Here is a 26,502-nt window from a genome sequence, read left to right on the forward strand (position 1 = left end):
GGTTAATCATCCCTTCTCTTTCAGTTTTCGATCATGTTGTACCTCGCGTTGCAAATGCTGCCATATATCAATAAACTGCTCTGCTGTATCCGGATTGGACCTGACATCCTCGATCTTCCGCGGTCGTGGCAAATCAATCTTTTTTTCCCGTACAATCTGACCCGGCTGTGCACTCATTAATAAAATTTTATCGCTTAGCAACAGTGCTTCATCAATACTATGTGTAATAAATAATACAGTTTTTTTCGTTTCCCCCCAGATGCTGAGCAATTCTTCCTGCAGAATAAATTTATTTTGTTCATCCAGGGCCGCAAACGGTTCATCCATCAGCAGGATTTCCGGATCGTTGGCAAATGCACGAGCAATGCTGACCCGCTGTTTCATTCCCCCGGAAAGCTCTTTCGGGTACAGTTTCGCATACTGTTTTAACCCAACCTTATCTAAATAGTAATCTGTCTTTTCTTTTACCATTTGCTTCGGGACATGACGCATTTTTAATCCGAAAGCTACATTCTCTTCCACTGTCTGCCACGGAATCACCCCACGTTCCTGAAACACCATCGACTGGAGCGGTTTGGCGTTATCGGATTGATGAATGGTAAATGTGCCGGTACTCGGCTTCTCCAAATCAGCCAATATCCGTAACAATGTCGTTTTCCCGCAGCCGCTGGGACCAAGCAGACAAACAAATTCACCATCCTCAATATGAAGATTCACATCCTTCACTGCCGTTACACTTTCGTTCCGTTTATAAAAAACCTTTGTTAACTGATTGATTGCAATTTTACTTTGCTGTGCCATGGTCAGTTAATCCTCCTTCATCTCCACGGTAGTAATTTATTCTGCAATCCCCGGAGCAGCAGGGAAAAGAAGTAGCCAAAGAAGGAAATAAGCACCAGACCTACATACATTTCCGTTAATAGGAAGGCCTTATAATTCACCCAAATGAGATAACCAATCCCACTGTTTGCCGCAACCATTTCTGCTGCTACGATGGTTAACAAGGCGATCGCCTGCCCCATTTGAATTCCTTCCAGCATGACCGGCAAGGACCCGGGCAACGCAATTTTAAAGAAAAAATCTTTCGGACTTGCCCCGTAGTTTTTCGCAACATCGATATAAATCCGGTCAATATTCGTGACACCTGCAGCAGTATTAATGACTACCGGGAAGAAAACACTGATGGCAATTATCAACATTTTCGAAAACTCGCCAATGCCGAATACAATTAAAATAATCGGCAGCATCGCCAACGTCGGTATCGGCATCAACGCCATCACGAGCGGCGAGAAGAAATGGCGTATCGGTGAATACATTCCCATCAACAGCCCAAGAATGATTGCGGGAATTACCCCCAGTAAAAACCCGGAAAAAATACGGAATAAACTGATTTTCAAGTGCATGAACAACTCGCCGCTTGTTCCCATTGCTGCCAGCGTCTTTAATATTTCAGAAGGTGGAGGGAAAAAGCGCGGGTCAATAATATTCGTTTGTGACAAGATTTCCCATAGAACCAAAATGAATATCGGGGATGAGATAGTCAGTAAACTTTTTAACCTCTGTTTCCGTTGTCGTTTCTGCCATTCAGCACGTTCCAATTGTACAGCTGATTGGTTGTTTTCCATATCCTCGCCACCTTTCATGGACTATACTATGCATCCGCCCAGAAAGTGTGAGTTAGAGACAAGAGTTCCTCTTATAGGTTCGCTCGTTTGAGTGCTGACTTCGCTCGATTGCGAGGGAGTTCGCTCGTTTGAGTGCTGACTTCGCTCGATTGCGAGGGAGTTCGCTCGTTTGAGTGCTGACTTCGCACGCTTGAGTGACAACTTCGCACATTTGATGGCTGAGTTCACACATTTCAAAATAAGGCGGCTCATTTTTGACATTTCGATAAAAATCCTGTAAATTAATCTATGCACGAACGTTAATGATGTTTTAAAAATAAATATTCGTGTTTAGGGGTGTAATGAATGGAAAATGTATTTGATTATGAAGATATACAATTAATTCCCGCAAAATGTATAGTGAACAGCCGATCAGAATGTGATACTTCCGTTACCCTTGGAGGACATACCTTTAATTTGCCGGTAGTACCTGCCAATATGCAAACGATTATGGATGAGAAAATAGCGCTTTATTTAGCGGAAAATCATTATTTTTATATTATGCATCGCTTTGACCCAACCACACGTATTAATTTTGTAAGTGATATGAAAAAACGCGGGCTGATAGCGTCAATCAGTGTCGGCGTGAAAGCGGAAGAATATCAATTTATTGATCAGTTGGCCGATGCTAATCTTATGCCGGAATTCATCACAATTGATATCGCGCACGGGCACTCTGAATCCGTTATAAATATGATTAAACATATTAAAAAACAATTGCCGGAAAGCTTTGTAATTGCTGGAAACGTTGGAACACCGGAAGCAGTGAGAGAATTGGAAAACGTGGGAGCTGACGCGACAAAAGTGGGCATCGGGCCTGGCAAAGTATGCATTACTAAACTTAAAACCGGATTTGGCACAGGCGGCTGGCAGCTTGCCGCACTGCGTTGGTGTGCAAAAGCAGCAAGCAAGCCGATTATCGCTGACGGGGGTATTCGTACACATGGTGACATTGCAAAATCAATCCGTTTCGGCGCCTCCATGGTCATGATTGGTTCACTGTTTGCCGGACACGAAGAATCCCCGGGAGAAACAGTCGAGAAAAATGGAAAATGGATGAAAGAATACTTTGGTTCAGCGTCAGAATTTCAAAAAGGTGAAAAGAAAAATGTGGAAGGAAAGAAAATGTACGTGGATCATAAAGGTCCTTTGCAGGATACACTGACCGAAATGAAACAGGATCTGCAATCCGCTATTTCGTATGCAGGCGGCAATAAACTGGAAGCAATCCGGAATGTGGATTATGCGATTGTGAAGAACTCCATTTTTAACGGGGATCAAGTGTTTTAGTATCAAAAGCAAAGCGCAGGAACAAGGTACCCTGCGCTTTTTGCCTATTTCCCTCTATCTATCCTCATACTTAGCTGACAAGAACCCCAGAACCCCGCCTAACACTGCTCCACCCAGAACTTCGAGCGGCTGATGTCCGAGGAGTTCCTTCAATTCTTTTTCCCGTGCTACAAATTCAAAGCTGGGAAACTCCCCGGAAAGGTCCGCAAATTTATCTTCCAGGTCATTCACAAGCTGGGCAATTTCACCGGTATGCCGGCGAATTCCCTGCGCATCATACATCACAATCACACCAAAAATAGCCGCCAGTGCCGTTTCCGTATGGCGCGAGCCTCTATTTGCCGCAATATACGCTGCAAGTGCTGAAACACCTGCCGAATGCGAACTTGGCATCCCGCCGGTTGTAGCTATCTGTTTTATATCCCATTTTCCGGATATCCGTTTATGTGTATAAATTTTTAAAGCCTGTGCGACCCCGATTGATGATAATGCCGTTATAATTCCTCTGTTCATTTTGTCCATTAAAACATACCTCCAGAGTACCAACCATTCTATAGTTTGGTTACCCTAAACAAGAAGTTTTTATGCTCATATGAGCTTTTTACTATTTTCGCAGGGTTTCAAAAAAGTTGACAATGTTTAAGCCAAAATACTTTAAAGCTCCTTTTGACCCTTTGAGTCCATGACCAGCTTGTATATGTTTAAAAATGGCAACGCCAAGAACAATATTAAGCATAATCGTTCCAAAGCGGACAAATTTTCGTCCAAAAACAGACATCAATAATAATACAGAGCCAATTAGTTCAACTAGGCCAGCCAGCCTCATCGCATTTCTGGATAAATTAAATCCCTCTTTAAACTGCTGGGCCGTTTGTTCATCGTTTTTCACCTTAGGCAGGCTGCTGTTTATCATTCCTTTTGCGACATAACCATTCGAAATATGTTTTAACATGATGAAATTCACTCCTGTTTGCTTGTTAGATTTAGTGACACAGTCATAAGTATTAAACGTAATCACATATTTCATTACGTAGATTAAATTTTCATTATGCTGATTAAAAGTTGAAAACCCTTTAAGACCGATGCTCCGTATTGTTAATGCAAATCTATCCACCATTTCAATTGCAACTTGCCATTGCTGCAAAAAACATTAACATTGCTTAGAATACCAGAACCACTTTCAAAATCCAACGACATTGCTTGCAGATGTTACTCTTTATAAAACTCATGTTCATATTTAGACACAACTATTAGAAGAAATAGCCATTCGCCTCGTCTTATAGCGATTGCCGAAGTTTTTCTTATAAGGTCAACCATAATTTATACTTTCTGACGTTATAAAAAAAGCTACTGGTTAAAGTAAAAACCAGCAGTTCATCCATACCCCCTATGAAATTAAAGTGAAAATACAAACACGATTGCAATGGTAACAGGCACAATCCAGCGCATCAGGAAACTCCATGCTTTAAACCATCCCGTCGCAAGGCTGTTACCCGACTGAAATTCGTTGATAACAATTGCCTTTTCCATGCGAAATGAAATGAAAATGGAGATCAGCAGACAGCCAATCGGCAGCAGGATGTTGCTTACCAGATAGTCCGTTGCATCAAATACCGACTTTCCAAAGATGGAAACATCCGCCAGCACTCCAAAGGACAATGTTGCCGGAATGCTGGCAAGAAAGACGACAAAACCGGCAATCACTGCAACCTTTTTTCGGGAAAATCTGCCGCTTGCCGTTAATGCGGAAATAATAATTTCCAGCTGACTGAACGATGACGTTAATGTCGCGAATAAAAAAAGCAGCAAAAATAACGTTAAAAATAAGGAACCAAAAGCCATTTTACTGAACACTGCCGGCAGAATAACGAACAGGAGTCCCGGGCCAGCAGTCGGTTCGTATCCAAAGGCAAATACGACTGGAAAAATTGCCAACCCTGCCATTACAGAAATAATAATGTTCAGGCCTGCAACACTTGCTGCTGACGTTGGAATGCTTTCCTGCTTACCCAGATAGGAGCTGTACGTGACCATGCAGGAAAATCCAACAGCAAGGGCGAAGAATGATTGTCCCAGCGCATACAGGATCCCTTCCCCGCTAATATCGGAAAAGTTCACGCTAAGAAAGAAGTCTATTCCCTCCATTGCTCCGTTCAACGTTACGGAACGAACAACCAGGATAATGAAAAAAATAAACAGCAGCGGCATTAAGTATTTACTTGCTTTCTCAATCCCTTTTTTGATTCCAAAACTGAGTACAATGATGTTCATCAAAATAAATATTGCCACACCGCCAAGTGCCATCCATGGTGTTCCGATGATTTTGTCAAAAAGCTGACTGTAATTCATTTCATTTGATATGATATTACCTGTAATGCTCATACCCGTATACAATACAATCCAGCCACCGACAACACTGTAGAATGACAACAGCAGAAAGCAGCCGACTACACCTAAACGGCCGACAACTCTCCAAGGTGAGTTTGGTGCCAGGTGATCATACGCAGAAACCGCTTCCTTTTTTGCTGCCCTGCCAATAATAAATTCGGATATCAGCATCGGCAGCCCTATGAAAATAGTAAAAAGGATAAACATGACCAGGAATGCTCCCCCGCCATACATCCCGGTCACATAAGGAAATTTCCAGATAGCACCGAGCCCAATCGCGGCACCTGCGGATGATAATATAAAACCTATCTTGGATGACCATTGATCTCTGGGTTCACTCATACTATTCCCCCTTCATAAGTGCGTAACATTCCATTAATTCCACTTAAAACCTACCTTTAAATAAAGGGGAGCCATTACAATTCCGTCCGAAGCTCCCATAATTCCGGGAAGAAGTACTGATCAATTACCTTTTTCAAATACGCAACACCGCCAGACCCGCCAGTACCACGTTTGAACCCGATAATTCGCTCAACTGTTTTCATATGTCTGAACCGCCACTGCTGGAATAAATCCTCAATATCCACCAATTCTTCTGCAAGCTCATAAAGCTCCCAATATTGATCAACATTTCGATAAACAGTCAGCCATGCCTGTTTGACACTTTCATTCGATTGATGCGTATACCGTACATCGCGGTTCAGCACGTCATCATCAATCGGCAGACCTGCCCTGGCAAGCGCCTGAATCGACACATCATACAGACTTGGTGCATCATGCGCTTCCTGCAAAATTTTCAGCAGTTCCGGATCTTTTTCATAGATTTTCAGCACATATTCGGTCTTATAGCCAAGTGCAAATTCCAGCATGCGGTTCTGATACGACTGAAATCCGGATGCATTGCCAAGCTTATCGCGAAATTCCATATACTCAGCCGGCGTTAGTGTTGACAATACATCCCACACCCGCTTCAACTGCTCCTGAATTTGAGATACACGTGCCAATTTTTTAAAGGAAGTTGACAGGTTACCTGATTGAATATCCTGAATAGCGGAACCAACTTCGTGCAGAACCTGTTTCATCCAAATTTCGCTAACATGATGTACGGAAATAAACAGCATTTCATCATGGTGATCACTCAGTGGATGATGACTGTTCAACAGGGTGTCCAATCCCAAATAATCACTGTACGTCATTTTCTCTTTAAAATCGGTATGAATGTTCTTTTCATTTTTAAAAGCTTCGTGCTTATTTTGCATCAGAATCTCCTCCACGTATTGGTTTAATCACTGCTCTTACCAAACTGCCGTCTGCATCCTGAAGGGGCAGCGGCAATGCAATCAGCTGATAATCACCTTCTTCCACTTCATCAAGCATGACATTTTCCAGAATGTTAATATCATGCTTGAAAAGGGAATGGTGCCCGACAAGTTCCTTACTGGAAATCGGATCAACGGACGGTGTATCGACCCCGACCAATTTCACCCCGAGCGAATGCATAAAAGCAGCACCGTCAGCTGTAATGGGCGGAACATCTTCCGGAAATCGATCGGCCTTGTTTGGCAGAGACGTCCGGATCAACAATCTTTCTGTACGCCCAGACAGCTTGCTCTTTAAAGCGATTTCATTAATTTCATGAAAAGATGCCAAATCTATTATTTTGCACGGTCCGATGTAGCGGTCAATCTCCAAATCAAGTATTTTTCCGCCATTTTCCATAAAATGATAGGGAGCATCCGCATGTGTCCCCACATGCGTGCTCGTCGTAATCCTCCCTATATTTACCGACCCGGTCATGTCTTTTGTTACCGGTGTATGATAATGAAATGGCTGGTCTCCGGGCCAATGTGCCAAGTTATTGTTTACCGGCTGCGAAATATCCATCCATTCACCCATCAGGAAACAACATCCCTTACGTTTTCAAATTGCTTATATAATTCACCGTCCATAATTGTTTTTAAAATTTGGACGCAATCATAAACCTCTTCAAACGTATTATACAAAGCAACGGGTGCCAGACGAATACCGCTTGGCGTCCGGAAGTCCGGAATCACATTTTTCAGTTTCAACGCCTTGCAGATGCGAGCTGCTTCCGGATGTTCGACATATACATGCCCACCGCGTTCTGCATGATTTACCGGATTACAGATGACCATCCCATGTCCCTCAAGTTCATGATCGATCAATTCCATCATATAGTCGGTCATTGCCAATGATTTTCTGCGTACTTTTTCAATACCTGCCTCATGAAACAGATCAAGTGCGCCAATCAACGGTGCTGCACTTAACAGATGTGGCGTCCCAATTTGAAATGCGCCAGCGTTATCCGCTGATGTTAAGGTGTGATCCATATCAAATTGCTTATCTTTTGCGGAACTGAACCATCCCGCCAAACCAGGTGAAACATTAAAATGCTTCTCATGTAAAAATAGCCCGGCAACACTTCCCGGTCCCCCGTTCAGATGCTTGTAGGTACACCAGAAAGCAAAATCAGCGCCCCAGTTATGCAGATCATGCGGAATGGAGCCGATTGAATGACATAAATCAAAACCGATTGTTATACCGCGTGCATGAGCTGCTTTCGTAATCCGCTCCATATCCAAAATCTGGCCGCTGCGGTACAGAACACTCGGAAGCACTATCAGGGCAATCTCATCGGTCATCGCGTCAATAATGTCTTCTTCCCTCAGCAGATTCCCATCCTTGCTCTCGACCTGGACCAAATGGGATTCATCATACCCTTTCAACCGCAATTGTGCCTTCAATGCATATATGTCACTCGGAAAAGTTAATGCATCCGCCAGAATCTTGGTACGCTTCCCTGCAGGCTGATAAAATGTTGCAACAAGATGATGTAAATTAACCGTTGTCGACCCGGTTGCAATCACCTCATCTTTTTTTCCGCCAACAAGACCGGACATTTTTTCGCCAAGCGCCTCAGACAGGTAATACCATGGATGCTCTCCTTTGGTCCAGCCATCGATGCCGTAATTTTTCCACGAATCAAGGATGTCATGTACGGACTTTTCCGCTCGCTTGGACATCAGCCCCAATGAATTTCCATCCATGTAAATGCTTTCATTATGAAGGTAAAACTCATCACGGAATTGTTTTAAATCATCCCGCGCATCCATTTCCTGCGCATAGGATCTCGAGTACGTTTCAACCATATGTGTAACCTCCCGGAAATTAATCGTATTGACTTGAAAAACATGATGCACGTATTGTATAGTCAAATTATATCCAATCACTGATACAATGTCAATGACATAATGTCAACGAAATGAGGGAGGTTTCCATGAAAAAACACCTGACCAATCGGGACAAGCAGGCACAGGAAACAAAACGAAAACTGATTGAATCCGCCCACCAAGTTTTTTTACAAAATGGCTTTGAAAAAACGACCATTTCCCAAATCATTAAAACTGCAGGGGTCGGGTATGGGACCGCATACGTCTATTTTAAAAATAAACACGAACTGTTCATTGCGATTATGGAAGAAGTCATGCAGCAATTTTTCGAGGTGGCCCACCAGAAATTCCGCCCTGATACGGCAGCCGAAGCAAGTTCACAAATAAAAAATCAGGTCCGGGAATATATGAATCTTGCCATTCAGAACAGGCCAATCATGAAGGTTGTCAACGATGCGATCGGATCAAGTGACCGGATTGAAGCGGAATGGGAAAACATCCGAAATGAGTTCATCCGGGGAATTACGTCTGATATCAACCATTCACAGGAAAAGCAGCTCGTTAATACGGAATTTGATCCCGCCATCACCGCTAAAAGCTGGTATTACATGAACGAGATGTTCATGTGGCAACTGGTTGATGCAGATGATAACCATGATAATCTGGAACACATTGTTGAGCAGTTATCGCTTTTTTATACGAGTGCATTGTATAACGGATAAATATTAATTAGAGATATTTTATAATCTATGTTAATCGGGTATGAGTTGTAAAATCCTTAGAAGCATCTTAAAATGAATGTAGCGTATTCTATGATGATGGAAGGAGACCTTTGCCATGTTCAGATGCGGATGGTGTATGAAGAAGATTGGAGAGAATCAGCCATTGCATGCGATAAACGTTAAGTTTGCCAAAGGAACCGACTACTCAGACAAAGAAGGGGAAATCATCCAGGTTTATTTAACTTCACGCAAGACCAGTGTCCCGATGATTGTTACCACAGCTGATTCTGAAGCAAAGAAACATGGACAGGACGGCCTGTTTACAGCCTGTTCCAATGAATGTGGAGAGAAATTGAAAACTGCTCTTTCCAAAGAAATTGATACATTTACATCATTTTCAGATGTGTGAAGTTAAAAAACCTCCGTTATCTCTTATAGCGGAGGTTTTACTATATGTCCTCATCTATCCTTTTATATGAACCAAAAGCGATGAATGATCTATTTCTTTCTATTCCTCATCATCCGGCGCTTTTTCAAACAATGCTTCGGGAATCATTTCGAACCCTTCAATCACCGTGTTCTCTTCCACTTCCATCATCAAATAGCTTTTGCCGTCAAAGTGGACTTGCCGTACGTGTCTTAAATCCTGCGGGCTGATAGAGATATTTGCTATTTTTGTTTCAATTTTAATCGATTTGGAATTGTATTTCGGCACTACACTCGATGCCTTAAACTCATATTTTTCGTCGTCAAGCACTGTTTTAAACGCGGACTCCACCTTTTCCGTGTTCACATCGTCTATTCCACTACTTGCTAATACGTTTTCCACATCTTTGTAATCCAGCTTCGGTGTATCTTCTTCTTCACTCTCTTCCACGACCCGATGGATTTCATCATATACATTCGATAGCTTGGACGTATTCATTGCCTGATCACCGGCAACTTTATTTACGATTTCTTCAAAAACCAGTTTATCCTGAGCGGCAGTCATGATTTCTTCCGCATTTAATACGTCTTCCATAAAGTGGTAACTCGGTTCATTCTTCTTCCCTGCCGAATATAGTACATGATTAACATCCGCCGCATTATCCGTGATGGATGGAAACAGAAATCCTGAAATCGGAGCCTTCAAATTGATAATCGGATCGACGACAATATTATATTTGAACTCTTTTTCCACATAGTCAAACAGCAATTCTTTTTTCGGATCCTGCGTTTTATTCATACTGCATAAAATAAACGGATTGGAATAAACCGTATCCCGCTCACTCTCCTCTGATTCATCGCTCTGACGCTTCATCGGCTTCATATATTCCCCGTGAATAAACGTAACCACAATATCCATTTCATATTGCTTATCCTGCAGCATTCTTTCAATAAGCCGGAGCATCTGCCCTTTCCATTCTTCGGTATCATTGCTTAACAGCGCCTGATGAAGAGTAAGCTGACTGCTGTTTTCTACGTCACGCTGAAACTTTAATTCAAATAACTTCTCATCCAGCTGGCCGGACAGCACTTTTTTGAAGTTTTCCAGAAACAACTCCTGCTGCTCCTGTTCCAGCATGTCAAACGGCATACTCTGGTGGTGATAAATCTCGCTCGATTCCTTCATGATGTACACGTTAAAAATGTCATGTATTTTCAGTAAGTCATTATCTGGTTTAAATTGTTTTCGGATATTCGCAATGTCTTTTTTATCCAAGGTTGATCCCACTCCTATGTCTGTAGTCAGGTGTATATTACGCACACATTCTTTTATTCTATCATAGAGAAAGGGAGTTTTTGAAAGTGCCTATCTTGATAAATAAATTTACTTGATAATACCACACTGAAGCGTACAATAAATAGTGGATTAAAAAAAGGAGTGTTCCGATGACACAATTATTGGCAGGCAAAGCAGGTTTAGTAACAGCATCTGGTTCCGGTATTGGAAGAGGAAGTGCTGTGGCGCTGGCAAAAGCTGGAGCCAGCGTGATGGTTTCTGACGTCAATGAAGAGGCAGGTAAAGAGACCGTAAAAATAATAACGGACAATGGCGGGGAAGCAATGTTTTTCAAATGTGATGTAAGTGATGAAGAACAAGTGAAAGCATTGGTCGATGAAACGGTTTCCGCTTTTGGTAAATTAGACTTTGCGCATAATAACGCTGGCATCAATGCCGGCCAAAAGAAAATTGGAGAACTGGATTCGAATGATTGGGATAAAACATTGAAGGTTACGTTATATGGAACGTTCTATAGCATTAAACATGAAGTAAATGCGATGTTAAAAACAGGCGGCGGCGCAATCGTTAACACTGCGTCCGGTTCCGGTATAGAAGGTTCCCCAAACATGACGCCCTATACAGCCTCCAAACACGGTATTGTTGGATTAACAAAATCCGTCGCCCTGGAATATGGGAAACAAGGCATTCGGATTAATTCTATTGCGCCAGGCGCAACAATTACACCCGCAATAGAAGGTTGGGCAAAAAAAGCACCTGAACAATATAAAGGTGTTCTGGAAACACTTCCAGCGGGAGAAATGTCAACACCAGAAGATCAGGGGAATGCGGTGACATTTTTATGTTCTGACTTAGCCAAACAAATAAGCGGTGTGACCATTCCTGTTGACGGCGGGTATGTTGCGGGGAAACTCCAACAGTAAGCGAATGACCAAAGTTAGAGCGTATCCGGTTCAATACCGGATACGCTTATCAATCAGGAAGTGAATTACAACACCGAAAACTGCTCGTCCTTCAAATCGGTTATGAACATATGGCCTGGTGCATGCGTGATCATTATTTCCGGTCTGCTGTTCATGGCCACAGCTTGTGGTGTCACGCCGCACGCCCAAAATACCGGAACCTCCCCTTCCTTAACGGGAACCTTGTCGCCAAAATCCGGTTTGTCCAAATCTCGAATGCCAATTGAGTCAGGATTGCCGATATGAACCGGTGAACCGTGTACAGACGGGAACCTCGACGTTACCTGCACCGCCCGAACAACATCCTTTTCCTGCATCGGCCGCATACTGACAACGAGCGGACCGTCAAATTTTCCTGCCTGAACACACCTGCGATTCGTGATATACATTGGTACATTGCACTGTTCCTCGATATTTCGAATCGGAATGTCATTACGGATCAACGCCTGCTCAAATGTAAAACTGCATCCAATTAAAAACCCGACCATATCATCCCACCATAAATCCATGATATCGATACGTTCATCATCGAGTACACCATTTCTATAAATACGATATCCCGGAATATCAGTCCGTAAATCGGCATCCGGTGCTGCCGCAGCTGGTGCAAATACACCCGGCTCCGTGACATCCAGAACCGGGCAGGCCTTTGGATTCCGATGACAAAACAACAAAAATTCAAACGCGGACTCCTTGGGAAGCACAACAAGATTCGCCTGTGTAAATCCACTGGAAACGCCGGATGTCGGCTTCGTCCACTTTCCTTCACGAATCCGTTTCCTTGCTTCAGTTGGGGTTGCCTCAGCAAGTGTAGTCATTAGAAAACTTGGTTGTCGCCAAGCCTTTAGGTGACAGCCATAGTTGCACTTATGCAGTAAGAAAGTTTTATACTTTCTTATCTGCCAAGAAAACCTCCTTCCCGTTTAACGTAAAAATGTTCCAATCTTTGAAACTGAAATAGCTTCACTGGCCAATTTCTGATTAATATGCTGTGCAAATTCCAGCGCGTGGATACCATCTCCATGGATGCACACCGTATCCGCTTGAATGGAAATATCCGTACCTTGCTGTGACTGGACTGTTCCGTTTTTCGCCATATGCACCACCTGGCTGGAGGCAACTTCCTGATCCAATATGAGTGCATCCTTCTCACGGCGGGATGTTAAGGAGCCGTCTTCCTGATATGTACGATCAGCAAACACTTCACTGGCTGTCGGCAAGCCGATGTTTTCACCCGCTTTAACCAGTTCCCCGCCGGCCAAACCAAATAGAATCAGCTCCGGATCAAGATCATAGACCGCTTTCGCAATACTTTCCGCAACAGCTTTATCTTTTGCGGCATGATTGTACAAAGCACCATGCGCCTTCACATGCTGCATTTTTGCCCCTTCCGCTTTAACAAAACCTTGCAGCGCACCCACCTGGTAGATGACGAGTTCATAAATTTCTTCCGGAGATAATGCGATATACCTTCTTCCAAAGCCGTTTAAATCCGGAAAACCGGGATGTGCACCAATTCCGACATCTTTTTCCAAAGCCATTTTTACCGTTTTCCGCATCGTGGACTGATCGCCGGCATGGAATCCGCAGGCAATATTTGCCGATGTAATATAATCAAGAATTTCCTCATCCCGTCCCATGTTGTAGACGCCAAAGCTTTCTCCCATATCACAATTTATATCGATTTTCATGCATAGCCCTCCTGTTCTTTTTTCAAATCAATACTGACCTTTAACTGTTCAAAATGCTTTTCATTTTCCAACAGCAGCTCCTGGGCTTCGCTGTGCTTCATTTCATTAAAATATATTTTTTCGCCTGGTTTTAATTGTGCCATAACCGGCAAGTCTGCCGTAATGACCTGGCCGATCTTCGGATATCCGCCGGTTGTCTGCCTGTCAGCCATCAGCACAATCGGATTTCCGTCCGGCGGAACCTGAATAGTACCGAAAGCCACTGCTTCGGATAATAAGTCCTTTTTATTTTGCAACGCCAATTCCGGTCCATTTAACCGATATCCCATCCGGTCAGATTGGGTGGAAACGGTGAAGGCTTCCGACAAAAATAACTTCCGGCTTTCATCTGTAAACCATTCCGCTTGCCGCCCCGGTATCGTACGAATTATCGTTCCGTCACGGTCATCAGACTGAAAACCGTTTGAGACACCCCAATCCATTTCACGAAAATGTCCGGTATCAGCCTGGTCCCGCATTTGTTTCATGACTTTCCCGGCATGGTTGGATGGTGAACCAACCGGAAGCAAATCATCTTTTTGCAGTGCCCGTCCATTCAAACCGCCAATCCCGGCCCGTAAATACGTGGAGCGGCTGTCCATAACCAGAGGCACATCAATTCCACCTGCAACAGCCAGGTACGTCCGGCAGCCTGTCCGCGCTGACGAGAATTTTATGGTACTTGCTTTTCGAACCCATACCGCTTTATTCATCTGTACCGGCTCACCATCAATTACCGGTGCCATATCTGCTCCACAAATGGCAAGCAGCACATCTTCCTGCAATTCGATTATTGGACCGGCTATGGTCATTTCCAGTACAGCGGCATTCGGTGCATTACCGACAAGTAAATTGGCAAGCCGGCAGGAATTCCTATCCATTGCACCACTTACAATGACACCATATTTCTGATATCCGTATCTCCCTGAATCCTGAACCGTTGTTAACAGCCCGGATTTTATTACATGAATACTCATGACCTTTCTCTCCCCCAGTTGCTGTACTGTTCTTCAGATATAGGGAAAAAGCGAATGGAATCCCCTGCCTGCAGTAGAATGGGGACTTCCTCATCCGGCCGGAACAGTTCCAGCGGCGTTCTTCCAATCAGCTGCCATCCCCCCGGTGTTTCAATCGGATAAACCCCGGTTTGGCCGCCCGCGATCCCCACTGAACCGGCGGGAATCGTAAGCCGCGGTGAATCTTTTCTTGGGGTAGCAATCCGTTCCGACATCCCACCGATAAACGGGAATCCTGGTGCAAACCCAATCATGTACACCATATATTCCCCGTTTGCATGAATATCCATAACTTCCTTCTCCGTAAGATTATTCTCCTGTGCAACAACTTCCAAGTCCGGACCAAATTCGCCCCCGTAGCATACCGGAATTTCAACGACATTAGATTCAGTTTCGAAATTTTCCGGAAGACGGGAAATCATTTTTTCAATTTCATCAAGCATATGTTCATAGGCGTTTGTCCCGGTCGAATTCGCAATTACCTCCAACGCATTATAAAAAATGGTTATAGTCGTATATGCTGGAATGTATTCAACCATCCCTTGGATTGGATGATCATCCAGATAAGCGGAAACAGCCATAATCTGCTTTTGTTTTTCACCGGAAATTTCCACGCCAAATTCCAATACAACCGCTTCATCCCCCAGCGGTGACACTGTATAATCCATCATCATCCCCCGTTTCGACTAACGCTTTCAAGTTCGCTGAATCAGCACGTCATCCCGTCCAGATATCGGCAATCCCCTGAAGTGAGAAGTAACCTGCAATAACTGTAATGAGTACTGCCACCACACCAAGCACAATCATCCATGTCGGATGATGATAATCGCCGACGACTTTTTTCTTCCTTGATGCAACAAGAATGGCACCCAATGTGAGCGGCAGGATTCTCGACTTCGCACGTTTGAGCGGCCACTTCGCACGTTTAACCCTGACTTTGCACGTTTGGGCGGCCACTTCGCACGTTTCAATAGTTTCAGAACGACAACTAAACAAGAATATACTTCTACCTAATCAGGTATGACTATCCTTTCAAGGCCTATTCATCCTTCACTTTCAGCAGGCTGCTTCCTTCTTTCCAAAAACAAGGAAAGAACCAAACCCGTAACAGCAAACAAAAATGCGACGAAAAAGGCATTTTGTACACCGGTCAGGTACGTGGCGGGCTCGACAATTGTTTCAGAGCCGGATCCAACCATCGTAATGAATGAGATGATGAACGTTAATCCCAGTGAACCCCCAAATTGACGCGCTGTATTAATCACCGCTGTACCATGGGGAATCAGATGATCGGGCAACGCATTGATGGCGGAGGTCATGATCGGCATATTAATCATTGCCACACCAGCCATCGCGACCATAAACAATACCATCGTAATAGCGAATGGCGTATTAAGACCAAGAATAAAATGAAAGCTGAGCGTGCTTACAGTAAGCAGGGCAAAGCCAATAATCGCAATCATTTTACCACCATATTTATCGAACAATTTTCCCGCAAGCAGCGACATAACAGCAAGCGTCAATGCGCCGGGCATCACGATCAAACCGCCATAATATGCCGAGAACTGCTGTGCGTTTTGCACATACATCGGTAAAATGGTCTCAGTAGATATAAGCAAACTGAATGAAAGAATGGAAATAAACGAAATCAATGCAAATACCGGCACCTTGAGCACACGAAGTTCCAAAATAGGTGTCGTGAGCCGAAACTGACGCACTGCAAACAAGCCTAATGCCACCGCACCTGCAATCATACTGACAAGTGTGACCACATCAGTCAGTCCATTCTCCTGAATTTTATTAAATCCGAAAAGCAGTCCGCCGAAACCGATTGTGGAAAAAATGATGGAAAGACTGTCGATTTGCGTTGTCCGCTGTTCCGTGATGTTTCGCATAAACAGGAAAACCATCAACAGAATTAACGCGGCAATCGGCAACGTCACGAAAAACAAGGAACGCCACTCAAAATATTTTATCAAAATACCGGAAATCGGCGGTCCCACCGCGGGGGCCACGTTAATCACCAGTCCGGCAATTCCCATCGCATATCCTCTTTTTTCCTTTGGATAGACAAGGAACAATAATGTCTGCATTAACGGAATCATAATACCAGAGCCCATCCCCTGAATAACGCGCCCCGCAATCAGAATGGAGAATGATGGCGCAATCAAACAGATAAAGGATCCAGTAAAAAACAGAAACATGGCACTCATCATGATGGTCCGTGTCGGAAATTTATCAATGAGATAAGCCGTTATCGGAATCAAAACAGCAATGGTTAGCATATAGCTCGTTGTCAGCCATTGAACTTCTGTTGAGTTAACCGTAAATTCATCCATAATTTTTGGAAAAGCCGTAATCAGCAGAAATTGCGTTAAAACAGATAAAAAAGCGGCCGATAATGCGACCCCCACTATTAACCGCCGCTGCAGACGTGTCAGATTCGCAGCTGTCACTTTGTCTGCACCCCCTTTAACAATTAATCTAAACACCATCTTACATCCCGCCCGCTGTTTCGGCAATCAAACAGCAAGCCCCAACTCATTTAAATAAAAACGTCAGCCTGCGAAACAGTAACGATTTTGGAATCAGCGGAAGTACGGTGTTTCGAAACCCGATTAACAGCGGATGCTGCCACTGTGCTGCCCGGCCGATTTGTCGGGACAGCTGAATGACCTTTTTTGTTTTTTTAACGCGCCTTGTATTATAACGGGACAGAGCTTCCTTCATAGAAGCCTCTTCGTCAATGGCAAGCATTAATTCATAAGCATCCTCAATCGCTTGTCCAGCCCCTTGTCCCATATTCGGGGTTGTCGCATGAGCAGCATCACCCAGCAAAATCACCCGTCCATAAACAAAGGAATCCAGCGGTTCAATATCATACAAATCGTGATGTAAAAAAGACGCGTCCGCTGACTCACAGATCAGGCGTGCAACTGCTGGGGAAAAATGGGCAAACAAACGGGCTGCTTCGTCTTGATTCAAGTGTGCATAGCGAGCATCGTTTTCCGTCGCATTCACACACGCAAACCAGTATACTTCCCCATCATGAAGCGGTGCCCAGCCAAACCGCCCTTGTTTGGACCATGCTTCAGACGAAATATGTAATGGAACATCGCTCTTATTTTTCGCAATCCCACGCCAGCATGTATACCCTGCAAAATGCGGCTCGCTATTGGGCACAAGGGTCTGGCGAAAAATCGAACGAATGCCATCAGCCGCAATCACATAATCAAAATCTTGGTTAACGTTATCCTGAAAAGTCAGGGTGACACCATGATCATGCTGCGCAAAATCAGTCACTTGTTTATCAAAGTGAACATAGGCAGCGTCAACAGCCTCAAATAACACGTTATGTAAATGCGCCCGATGAATCGTAATCGTTTCTTCACCGAATTTCTTTTTTAACAGGGAAAAATCAATCTTATTCATAACATCTAACTTGCCATTTAAAAATCGCTGTTCCTGAAGCGGCATCCCGAATTTTGCAACATCCGCAGCAATCCCGATTCGATCCAGGGCGAGCATTGCATTACTGCCAAGTCCAAGCCCTGCACCAAGCGGCTTAAAAGAACGCGCCCGCTCAAACACATGCGTTTTCATGCCAATTTTATGCAGCCCCGCAGCCAACGTAAGACCGCCAATGCCACCGCCAACAATAGCAACCTTCACCGAAATCACCTCCAACGTTATTATACAAATGGACGATTACTTTATAAAATAAATCACCACGAATTCAAAAAGGCCAACACCTTTTTGAAAAAGGATGTTGACCTGATTTAATGCTATATTGTTTTGCAGTTATTTCTAAGAGGCGCTTCGCTGCTCACTCGCATCCACAACAACACTTGCTGCTGCATCACCTGTGACATTAACAGATGTGCGCATCATATCCAGAATCCGGTCGATTGCACCGACAAGCGCAATTCCGGTCAGCGGTAAGTTAACAGCACTCAATGCCATTGTCAGCATAATCAGACCTGCACCCGGAACCCCGGCAGTACCGATGGATGCCAGCGTACCAACCAGCACGACTGTGACCATTTGCGAAAACGTCAAATCAATTCCAAAGTACTGGGCGACAAACATCGAACAAAGCCCGACATACAATGCCGTTCCATCCATATTAATCGTCGCCCCCAACGGCAATACGAACGTGCTCGTCTCTTTGGATACGCCAAGATTTTCCTGAGCACTCTTAATCGTGACAGGCAAGGTTCCGGAACTGCTGCTTGTACTGAAGGCTACAGCCGATGCCGGGAAAATGCCTTTGAAAAATTTAATCGGACTCATTTTACCAAGCGATTTAACAAGCAGTGAATAGACCACGAACAGTTGTATAATACACCCTGCTACCATAGCCAGAATCAGCTTGATCAATGGAAGCAATACATCCAATCCATACTGCCCGACTACCGGAGCAAGCAGACCAAATACACCAATCGGAACAATGGTCATCACCATACCGGTTATTTTATACATCACTTCCGCAAATCCATCGAAAAAGTCTTTAACAGGTTTCGCTTTTTCACCCACCAATGCAATCGCAATACCAATCATTAAGGCAAAAAAGATAATTTGCAGGATATTCCCCGATGCCAACGATTCGAACGGATTCGTCGGTATAATATTTAAAATGGTTTGTACGACACCCTCCGTTTCAGTCGGCTCCGGGGCTTTCTTTCCTTCCAGTGACACATCAATACCACTGCCCGGCGAAAAGACCTTCCCAGCGATGACACCCAGAATAATAGCAAACATACTGGTAAGCAGATAAAATACGACGGTTTTCCCGCCCAGTCTTCCAAGTTTCTTCACATCATTTGTGCTGGCAACCCCAACAACGAGTGTAGCAAGGACTAAGGGAGCAATAATGAATTTAATCAATCGCAGAAATAAATCCCCAAGCGGCTGCACAACTTGCGCTTTGTCACCAAGTATGAGACCGGTTACAATGGCAAGTATAAATGCAGCAATCAACTGCCATATTAGACTTTTCTTCATAGCATACGCTCCTATCTTTTGTATATCTTCCAAAATTCGACGGCCCCTACTAAACTATCATATATTAGATAAGCGTACAATTGACTGCGGAGAAATAGGTCAAGGTCCTCATTTGTTTACATTTGGCTGCATACACAATTGCAAAAATCCGGATCCCCCTTAAAGGACCCGGATTTTGCAAGTTACAATGGCTTCTTTTTTAGCTATTCAGCTTTTCAACTTCTTCTGGTTCCAGATTGGTTACTCTTCTAATAATATTATAGCATCTCACCAAAATGCGAACAAACGTTTTCGTTAAGGTGGGATTTTACGAAGTTTAACAGTTTAACATACGGCATTCACATTGCCTCTTTTGGCAATCAAATCAGCAAACTTTGCTGCGCCCAAAACTATGGTTACTTTATACGACATTCTTCCTATTCTATAAAACACATCTTTTGTCGGAAGGAGTTGTTCCCCCGACCACGAACTTGTCTAATTAGGATGATAAATGTCAAAATCTATCAAAGGAGGAATGCATCTTGAAACGAAAAGCTTTATCTATTTTAATTCCATTAATTTTAGTTCTTCCGGTATTGTTTGGCAATCAATTAGCTGGTGAGAAATCTGCCAAATCGAATAATAACGAAGATCATATGGATTCGTCGGACATACCTATAGCAGGGCAAATGGGTTCAGACTTTACACCTTATTTTGGAAAGAAGTATGACTTGCCTAAACAAGTTGAATCGTTATATCCAGCTCCTGATATTGAATTCAACACACCTGGCTTTAAAAAAGGAAAAGAAAACTTCACGACTCAACGTGAAATGATGTCATTTTTACACAAATTAGATTCCTCAAGTGACCTAATGGAAATGAAAACAGCGGGGACTTCCCTTGAGGGGCGTGCATTGCCCTTGATCATTTTATCAACCAGCCATAATAATAAAACGGAATTCAAGGATAAAACAACGGTGATGTTGGAGGGGCAAGTTCATGGAGATGAGCCAACAGGAGGTGAATCCGTTCTTGTTATGGCTCAAAAACTGGCTAAAGGTAAGCTTGGTCAGAAAGTATTAGATAAAATCAACGTCATTTTAGTTCCAAGGATTAATCCCGATGGTTCCCGCTACTTTCAACGCCAGACCGCTAATCGGTTAGACGCCAACCGTGATCACGTAAAATTGGAACTCCCGGAAATTCGTACGCTGCATAAAATTTTCAATCGATATCAACCAGAAGTTGTTATTAGCGCCCATGGTTATCTGGCACTCCCTAGCAAATTTCCAAATGCAGCTGATAAATTTCCTGGAATAGGAGATAAAGGAGCTTTACCTTACCACGACATTCTTTTGGCACCGGACTTAAACCTCAATATCCCGGAGACGGTGCGCAACAAAGCAGTTAAATGGTTTATTAAACCGACTCACAAGAAACTTAAGAAAAATGGTTTTTATTCTTATCCGTATTACCTGATGAAAAAGAATGCGGAGAAACCAACAATTACAGGTGGCGGTCTGGCAGCAGGAATAGATACCAATGCTTATGGTCTGCAGCCTGCATTTACGATTCTTGTCGAGAGTCGCGGATATGGTTTAGGTCGGGAAACTTTTAAACGACGTGTAGCCGCATCGGTAAACGCCCATACGAATATAATCAAAATGACCGCCAAGCGTGCAACAGCAATTGAATCTATCATAGAAAATGCAAAAGCCAAGATTACGCGCCAAGGAGAAAAAATCGGGAAAAAAGATAAAATTGTCTTGGATTTTAAACGCCAGGAACGTCCTGGTCAGCAACACCTAAAAGTCGTTGATATCGCTGAAGGAGCAGTAGAAGAAATTCCTGTTGACTTTTATAGTTCCATAAATGCTGTCCCGACTGAAGAGATTGTCCGACCAACAGCGTACATTATGCCTCCAGCCTATCATGAAGCAGCGAAAAAACTGAAGATGCAAGGGGTAAACGTAAAACGGCTCGATGAATCCAAAACATTAACCGTTGAACGCTACAAAGTGACAGATAAAAAGGTGGATGAAAAATATAACCAAGGTCATTTACTGACTCATGTTGAAACGGACATCAAGACGAAAAAATATCAATTTCCCAAGGGTAGCTATGTATTCAGCTCAGCACAGCCAACAGCTAATCTGATTGCCCTGTCCCTTGAGCCGGAATCCCCGGCAAGTTATGTAACCTATAATTACCTGCCTGTAAACATCGGGGAAGTGGTTCCTGTATTCCGTTATATGAAAGAAGATAAAATTGTCGAGAAGTAACGGAAATGAATAAATCAAAGAACGAACTTACGCTAGAACAATAGAATTGAATAATTGTTACTTTCAACTGTCCTGTTATAGGGCAGTTTTTTGTCTGCTCACTCCACTAAAAAGGGATGCTGCCAAAACAACATCCCTCTTATTTTTACATTCATTCAGTAACCCAATTCCACATACACAACCCGTTCATACAGCTCGGCCATTTCTTTTGCCATCGATTTCGCCTTCAACTCCTGTGTAACATGGTCATCTTCGGCAAACACATCAAGACGGCCCTTTAACGCCTGCCACTGCTCCACTAATTCCAATGCCGCCATTCCGTCCAATCGTTCTTTTAAATCATGGAGAAAAATCTCATGTGCGGAAAACTTGTTGACCAGACGAATCAACTCCAGTCCGAGAATGTTGGCGGTGCCCTCCCAGACGGTTAACACCTGTGCGTCCCGGAGCAATCTCGGTGTGACAAAGTCTTCAATGTAGCCGTTTCCGCCGTGCATTTCAATCGCCTCATGCGCAAAAGCGATAGCCTGTTCTGCTGACTCCTTTTTCATGATGGCGATCAGCAGACGGTTAAGCGCCTCTTCTTCTTTTGTCGCTTCTCCGTTTGTCACCTTTTCATATAATTGAACCATCTCGAATGTAGCTGCCATTTCCGCCTCCAGTTTCTGCTGAAGCTGATTCAATGTTTGCTGCACCATCGGAAATTCAACCAGCCTTTTGCCAAAAGCGTCACGGCGTTCGGCATATGCTTTTGCTTCTGCATAGCTCCTGCGCATGATACTAATCGATGCTACTGTATTGCAGATTCTTGATAGATTAAGAGCCTCCATCATATAGTAGAATCCGCGATCTGGATCCCCGACCACATATGCTTTTGCCCCGTCAAACTCCACTTCAGCGGAAGGAACTGCCCGTACGCCAAGCTTATCCTTTAACCGTCGAATCCGTAAATGATTCACACTGCCATCTTCTTTTTTCCACGGAACAGCGAATAATGTAAGCCCCTGTGATCCGGCAGGTGCTCCTTCCCGTCTCGCAAGCACCATCGCCACTCCGCACATGCCGGCATTGGAGGCAAAATATTTTTCGCCGTATAACCGGTAATGACCCCCTTCTTCTTTTGCCTGTACCACATTAGCGCCAACATCAGACCCGCCTTGCCTTTCCGTAAGAAACGTTGCACCCTCATACAGTTCGACATCGCCGGTTGCACAAATATAAGGTAAAAATCGCTGTTTAACCGCTTCATCCGCATAATGATCCAGCAAATAAGCAGTTGCCAGCGTCAGCGTGACCGGACAATGAAAGCCGGGCTCAGCCTGTGACAGCAGATAACCTTGCGCAAAACTGTAGGTATAGTTTCCTTTCCGTCCAAGTTCAGGTATTTCTTTGTGCACATAACCAACAATTCCTGTGCCATACGTTTCCGCAACCGTCTTTTTGTAGCCTTCGTTCACCCATACCTCGGACACTTCTTCACCATATTTATTGTAGCGGATTAACTGTGGTCTCCCGTCCCGGTCGGTATGTGTCGCACGTTCGTCAATTTCATTCGCACAAGTTTCCCCGAACTTCTCCAATTCCTTCGTTGCATATGCATAAAACTCATCGTCCAAGTGTTTTTTTAACAGCTTCTGGAAAAATTCATCTTCGGTAAAAAAATTCCGCCGTTTTTCTGTACGTTCTTCCTGCAGTACCTTCACTTCGCAACCCCTTCCCGCAATACCTGTTTTAAAATTTTTCCGGATGCATTTCTCGGCAAGTTCTCCACCTGCTCATAGATACGCGGCACTTTGTACGATGCCAGCTGTTCTTTTATAAAACTTTTGATATCATCCGGATTCACCTGTTCTGTTGCTGCGAAAATGGCCTTAACCGTTTCTCCCCATTCCAGATGCGGCACACCAATCACAGCAACCTCCGTCACTCCTTCATACATCAGAAAAACATCTTCAATTTCTTTCGGATACACATTGACACCGCCAGAAATAATCATGTCTTTTTTCCGGTCAACAATCCAAAAATACCCATCCTCGTCCTTCATCGCCAGGTCACCTGTCCGCAGCCAGCCGTCCCGTAAAACCTCGTCTGTTGCATCCGGATTATTGTAATATCCGACCATATTTCCTTCACCATGGAGTGCAATCTCCCCCACTTTTCCGGACGACATTTCGTTCCCATCATCATCAATAATTCTGATTTCCGTACCAAGCGCAGCACGTTTGCCGATACTTCCCGCTTTTGTTTTATGTTCATGATTCAACAGTAACGTCCCACTTGGTCCCGCTTCGGTCAGACCATATACACAAACCAGGTTCCCATTCGGAAAAACCTGCTTGATATGCTGTACCTCTTTTGCAGACAATGCCGCACCGCCATATACCCACCACTTCATCGATGACAGATCAGCCTCGTTTACCCGCGGATGTTGCGCAGTGGTCAAATATGCAACAGGCGCGCCAAAGAAATGCGTTGTTTTTTCCTGCTCCACCGTATCCAGGAAAAGGTCCGGTGTGAACGTTGGTGTCAAAACTAATGTGGAACCGACAATCATCCCTGCCATGAAAAATAGATGAAGCGGTGCGGAATGACTAAGCGGCATCATCAACAGGATACGGCTCTCCGGCTTTACTTCCATTTCAACACAAATCAAGTTGGCAACTGATAGTATATTGCGGTAACTAAACAACACTCCCTTTGACTTCCCAGTGGTACCCGACGTATACAAGATGGTGGAAAGATCATCCTCGGTTAAATCACAGGAAATCGGATTAGGACTTCCACTTTCCATCAATGCCTCAAAACTTTGCCAGTGTCCATCAGAATCACCTGTTTTTATTAATATGGAAGGATCCGTGAAATGCTTTATACCTTGAAATAACAACTCATGCACGATTATAGCCTTCGCATCGGAATTATCCACAATGTATTCCACTTCAGCACCCGTAAGTTTTGCATTTACCGGCACAACAATGGCACCAATTCGCTGCACCGCAAAATAAGCAATCGCAAACTCTGTAACGTTCGGCATCAGCAAAGCAACTTTATCGCCTATACCAACCCCTAACCTTTTGATAGCGCTTCCAAAACAATTCACATGAAAATCCAGTTCTCGATAGTTCAACCGCTGTCCCTGACAAACCACAGCCTCCTGTGACGGATACTTCCTTGCATTACGCGCCAGCAATACCGAACTGTTCATGAACCTTCCTCCTCTTCCTGTAATTTTTGTTTAAACTGCCCCAAAAGTATTTCCATTTCTTCTTTTAATGCCTGAAATTCCGCAATGGCATCCTCAATTTCCGCAATTCTTGACTCCCCATATTCGACTGTTCGCTTAAGTTGCTTCTTACCCGTTCGATCTTCATCAAAAAGCAAAATCATTTCTTTAATTTCCTCAAGTGAAAAACCATAGCGCTTCCCACGAAAAACAAGCTTCAACCTTGCCATATCAGCCTTGGAATACAGTCGCCTGTTACCCGAAGTACGCTCCGGCACCAATAGACCAACTTCCTCATAATAACGAATCGTCCTCGTCGACACATCAAACTCCGCAGCAACTTCTGCAATCGTCTTCACAGCCCTCCCCCTCGCTTTTGAAATTAGTTTATCATTGACGTTGACGTAAAGTGCAATTTTAATGTGGTTTCCCTTTGATAGTCCAGTTTTTAATTTTGTTTCGTTTGAGCTTGGAGCCATTCTTATCAGTTTTTTCTCAGTACTGATTAATAACAATACCGTTATAAACAGAACTATTTTCATGTAGAACTGCTTTTAGTCACTTTTATTTTGGATATCTATGATTTCATCGACCACAGAATTAATATCCTTATACCTAACTGGATTGCACACTTTTTTTAATGGATTTAAGGATACTGATTTTTGATCACCAAAAAATTCATTTATCCTTCTAGTTGATAAAATATAAAACTCCCATTGTTCCATATCTAAAGGATCCATGAAGTTTCGGTCTTCTTCATATAAAAGCGCAAAAATATAGATGTGTGCATGTCTAACACGTGAGGATGTATATTCACCAAACTCATATTTTTTAGCAATATCAAATATTGGAATCGATGGCTTTTTCTGTTCCCATTCTTGCAAAAAAGCTGATGATTTTACTTCTATAAGATTACCTCTATATTTTATATCTGCAACATCCCACTCTACCCTACCAGTTCCAAGAGAATCCAAAGCACTTCCTATCAAAAATTCAGCAAATACTCCTCTCTCGCTGTTCATATTAATATTTGAGTACGCCCATTTCCAATAATCAACTATTCGCTTAGATGTTCCTTTTATTATAGTGAACTCGTTTAATTCAGTCATATTAACACCCAATCTAGCTTAGTTTATAGAAAAATATTTAGTATGATCCGCCCATTAGTTAGCAACATAGCAGTTTATATAATAATAGTGTTGCATAGTAAAGGGTACCTTAACACCACCTAGGGATCTGATGCCTTACTAAAATATTCAAATATAAATCGTCCTTTTTTAAAATATGCTATTTTCTACCTACACCCCTATATTAGCGAATATTCTGTAAAA

26 protein-coding genes are annotated in these 26,502 nt (G+C 43.5%); 5 read left to right on the forward strand and 21 right to left on the reverse strand.

Annotated elements, in window-relative coordinates; translation table 11 throughout:
* Positions 1–6: 6 nt before the first annotated feature.
* Both ABD010_RS17700 and ABD010_RS17705 read right to left on the reverse strand, forming a co-directional pair.
* The gene (locus ABD010_RS17700) at positions 7–801 is read right to left on the reverse strand and encodes an ABC transporter ATP-binding protein (RefSeq protein WP_343816164.1); all 795 of its coding nucleotides are present in this window, start codon (positions 799–801) and stop codon (positions 7–9) included.
* 17 nt (positions 802–818) lie between these two features.
* Positions 819–1,625 carry an ABC transporter permease gene (locus ABD010_RS17705; protein WP_343816165.1) on the reverse strand — a complete coding sequence of 269 codons (807 nt, stop codon included), beginning with the start codon at positions 1,623–1,625 and terminating at the stop codon, positions 819–821.
* Positions 1,626–1,970: 345 nt separating this feature from the next.
* On the opposite strand from ABD010_RS17705, the gene guaC reads away from it, so the two are divergent.
* Complete coding sequence (guaC, locus tag ABD010_RS17710; RefSeq protein ID WP_343816166.1) at positions 1,971–2,954, forward strand: GMP reductase; 984 nt, start codon at positions 1,971–1,973, stop codon at positions 2,952–2,954.
* Positions 2,955–3,008: 54 nt separating this feature from the next.
* Here guaC and ABD010_RS17715 read toward each other — a convergent pair whose 3' ends face one another.
* From ABD010_RS17715 to kynU, 6 genes are all read right to left on the reverse strand, one after another.
* Positions 3,009–3,476: a divergent PAP2 family protein gene (locus ABD010_RS17715; RefSeq protein ID WP_343816167.1), complete on the reverse strand. Its 468-nt coding sequence runs from the start codon at positions 3,474–3,476 to the stop codon at positions 3,009–3,011.
* A gap of 82 nt (positions 3,477–3,558) precedes the next feature.
* Positions 3,559–3,909 carry a DoxX family protein gene (locus tag ABD010_RS17720; protein WP_343816414.1) on the reverse strand — a complete coding sequence of 117 codons (351 nt, stop codon included), beginning with the start codon at positions 3,907–3,909 and terminating at the stop codon, positions 3,559–3,561.
* A gap of 440 nt (positions 3,910–4,349) precedes the next feature.
* The gene (locus ABD010_RS17725) at positions 4,350–5,684 is read right to left on the reverse strand and encodes a sodium-dependent transporter (RefSeq protein ID WP_343816168.1); all 1,335 of its coding nucleotides are present in this window, start codon (positions 5,682–5,684) and stop codon (positions 4,350–4,352) included.
* Positions 5,685–5,758: 74 nt separating this feature from the next.
* Complete coding sequence (gene kynA / locus ABD010_RS17730; RefSeq protein ID WP_343816169.1) at positions 5,759–6,601, reverse strand: tryptophan 2,3-dioxygenase; 843 nt, start codon at positions 6,599–6,601, stop codon at positions 5,759–5,761.
* Positions 6,591–7,238: an arylformamidase gene (gene kynB / locus ABD010_RS17735; protein ID WP_343816170.1), complete on the reverse strand. Its 648-nt coding sequence runs from the start codon at positions 7,236–7,238 to the stop codon at positions 6,591–6,593. Before kynB ends, kynA begins: the two co-directional genes overlap by 11 nt.
* The gene (kynU, locus tag ABD010_RS17740) at positions 7,238–8,512 is read right to left on the reverse strand and encodes a kynureninase (RefSeq protein ID WP_343816172.1); all 1,275 of its coding nucleotides are present in this window, start codon (positions 8,510–8,512) and stop codon (positions 7,238–7,240) included. The genes kynB and kynU overlap by 1 nt, the downstream gene beginning before the upstream one ends.
* Positions 8,513–8,640: 128 nt before the next feature.
* Between kynU and ABD010_RS17745 the strand changes: the two genes are divergently transcribed.
* Entirely contained in the window at positions 8,641–9,255 is a 615-nt protein-coding gene (locus ABD010_RS17745) for a TetR/AcrR family transcriptional regulator (protein WP_343816173.1), read from the forward strand.
* Between the two features lie 136 nt (positions 9,256–9,391).
* Positions 9,392–9,664, forward strand: coding sequence for a hypothetical protein (locus ABD010_RS17750; RefSeq protein WP_343816175.1), 273 nt, complete (start codon positions 9,392–9,394; stop codon positions 9,662–9,664).
* Positions 9,665–9,763: 99 nt separating this feature from the next.
* On the opposite strand, the gene ABD010_RS17755 is transcribed toward ABD010_RS17750, so the two are convergent.
* Positions 9,764–10,957: a DUF4317 domain-containing protein gene (locus ABD010_RS17755; RefSeq protein WP_343816177.1), complete on the reverse strand. Its 1,194-nt coding sequence runs from the start codon at positions 10,955–10,957 to the stop codon at positions 9,764–9,766.
* A 170-nt stretch (positions 10,958–11,127) separates the two neighbouring features.
* Between ABD010_RS17755 and ABD010_RS17760 the strand changes: the two genes are divergently transcribed.
* Complete coding sequence (locus ABD010_RS17760) at positions 11,128–11,901, forward strand: SDR family NAD(P)-dependent oxidoreductase (protein WP_343816179.1); 774 nt, start codon at positions 11,128–11,130, stop codon at positions 11,899–11,901.
* 65 nt (positions 11,902–11,966) lie between these two features.
* Here the strand turns inward: ABD010_RS17760 and ABD010_RS17765 are convergent, their stop codons facing one another.
* The 8 genes from ABD010_RS17765 to ABD010_RS17800 form a co-directional block, all read right to left on the reverse strand.
* Entirely contained in the window at positions 11,967–12,758 is a 792-nt protein-coding gene (locus ABD010_RS17765) for a putative hydro-lyase (protein ID WP_343816181.1), read from the reverse strand.
* Positions 12,759–12,863: 105 nt separating this feature from the next.
* The gene (locus ABD010_RS17770) at positions 12,864–13,631 is read right to left on the reverse strand and encodes a LamB/YcsF family protein (protein ID WP_343816183.1); all 768 of its coding nucleotides are present in this window, start codon (positions 13,629–13,631) and stop codon (positions 12,864–12,866) included.
* Entirely contained in the window at positions 13,628–14,647 is a 1,020-nt protein-coding gene (locus ABD010_RS17775) for a 5-oxoprolinase subunit C family protein (RefSeq protein WP_343816185.1), read from the reverse strand. Before ABD010_RS17775 ends, ABD010_RS17770 begins: the two co-directional genes overlap by 4 nt.
* Positions 14,644–15,354, reverse strand: coding sequence for a 5-oxoprolinase subunit PxpB (gene pxpB / locus ABD010_RS17780; RefSeq protein WP_343816187.1), 711 nt, complete (start codon positions 15,352–15,354; stop codon positions 14,644–14,646). The genes ABD010_RS17775 and pxpB overlap by 4 nt, the downstream gene beginning before the upstream one ends.
* A 49-nt stretch (positions 15,355–15,403) precedes the next feature.
* Complete coding sequence (locus ABD010_RS17785) at positions 15,404–15,682, reverse strand: hypothetical protein (RefSeq protein ID WP_343816416.1); 279 nt, start codon at positions 15,680–15,682, stop codon at positions 15,404–15,406.
* 47 nt (positions 15,683–15,729) lie between these two features.
* Positions 15,730–17,181: an MDR family MFS transporter gene (locus ABD010_RS17790; protein WP_343816188.1), complete on the reverse strand. Its 1,452-nt coding sequence runs from the start codon at positions 17,179–17,181 to the stop codon at positions 15,730–15,732.
* A gap of 46 nt (positions 17,182–17,227) precedes the next feature.
* A complete protein-coding gene (locus ABD010_RS17795) occupies positions 17,228–18,358 on the reverse strand; it encodes an FAD-dependent monooxygenase (RefSeq protein WP_343816190.1) in 1,131 nt (376 codons plus the stop codon).
* A 135-nt stretch (positions 18,359–18,493) separates the two neighbouring features.
* Complete coding sequence (locus ABD010_RS17800; protein WP_343816192.1) at positions 18,494–19,690, reverse strand: dicarboxylate/amino acid:cation symporter; 1,197 nt, start codon at positions 19,688–19,690, stop codon at positions 18,494–18,496.
* Between the two features lie 521 nt (positions 19,691–20,211).
* Here ABD010_RS17800 and ABD010_RS17805 point away from each other — a divergent pair.
* The gene (locus ABD010_RS17805) at positions 20,212–21,951 is read left to right on the forward strand and encodes a M14 family metallopeptidase (RefSeq protein ID WP_343816194.1); all 1,740 of its coding nucleotides are present in this window, start codon (positions 20,212–20,214) and stop codon (positions 21,949–21,951) included.
* A 155-nt stretch (positions 21,952–22,106) separates the two neighbouring features.
* On the opposite strand, the gene ABD010_RS17810 is transcribed toward ABD010_RS17805, so the two are convergent.
* From ABD010_RS17810 to ABD010_RS17825, 4 genes are all read right to left on the reverse strand, one after another.
* Positions 22,107–23,654 carry an acyl-CoA dehydrogenase family protein gene (locus ABD010_RS17810; protein WP_343816196.1) on the reverse strand — a complete coding sequence of 516 codons (1,548 nt, stop codon included), beginning with the start codon at positions 23,652–23,654 and terminating at the stop codon, positions 22,107–22,109.
* Positions 23,651–25,153: a class I adenylate-forming enzyme family protein gene (locus ABD010_RS17815; RefSeq protein WP_343816197.1), complete on the reverse strand. Its 1,503-nt coding sequence runs from the start codon at positions 25,151–25,153 to the stop codon at positions 23,651–23,653. The genes ABD010_RS17810 and ABD010_RS17815 overlap by 4 nt, the downstream gene beginning before the upstream one ends.
* The gene (locus ABD010_RS17820; protein WP_343816198.1) at positions 25,150–25,530 is read right to left on the reverse strand and encodes a MerR family transcriptional regulator; all 381 of its coding nucleotides are present in this window, start codon (positions 25,528–25,530) and stop codon (positions 25,150–25,152) included. The genes ABD010_RS17815 and ABD010_RS17820 overlap by 4 nt, the downstream gene beginning before the upstream one ends.
* 195 nt (positions 25,531–25,725) lie before the next feature.
* Complete coding sequence (locus ABD010_RS17825) at positions 25,726–26,280, reverse strand: hypothetical protein (RefSeq protein WP_343816199.1); 555 nt, start codon at positions 26,278–26,280, stop codon at positions 25,726–25,728.
* Between the last annotated feature and the right edge of the window lie 222 nt (positions 26,281–26,502).

This window comes from Virgibacillus siamensis (assembly GCF_039522605.1).
Classification (GTDB): Bacteria; Bacillota; Bacilli; order Bacillales; family Amphibacillaceae; genus Lentibacillus; species Lentibacillus siamensis.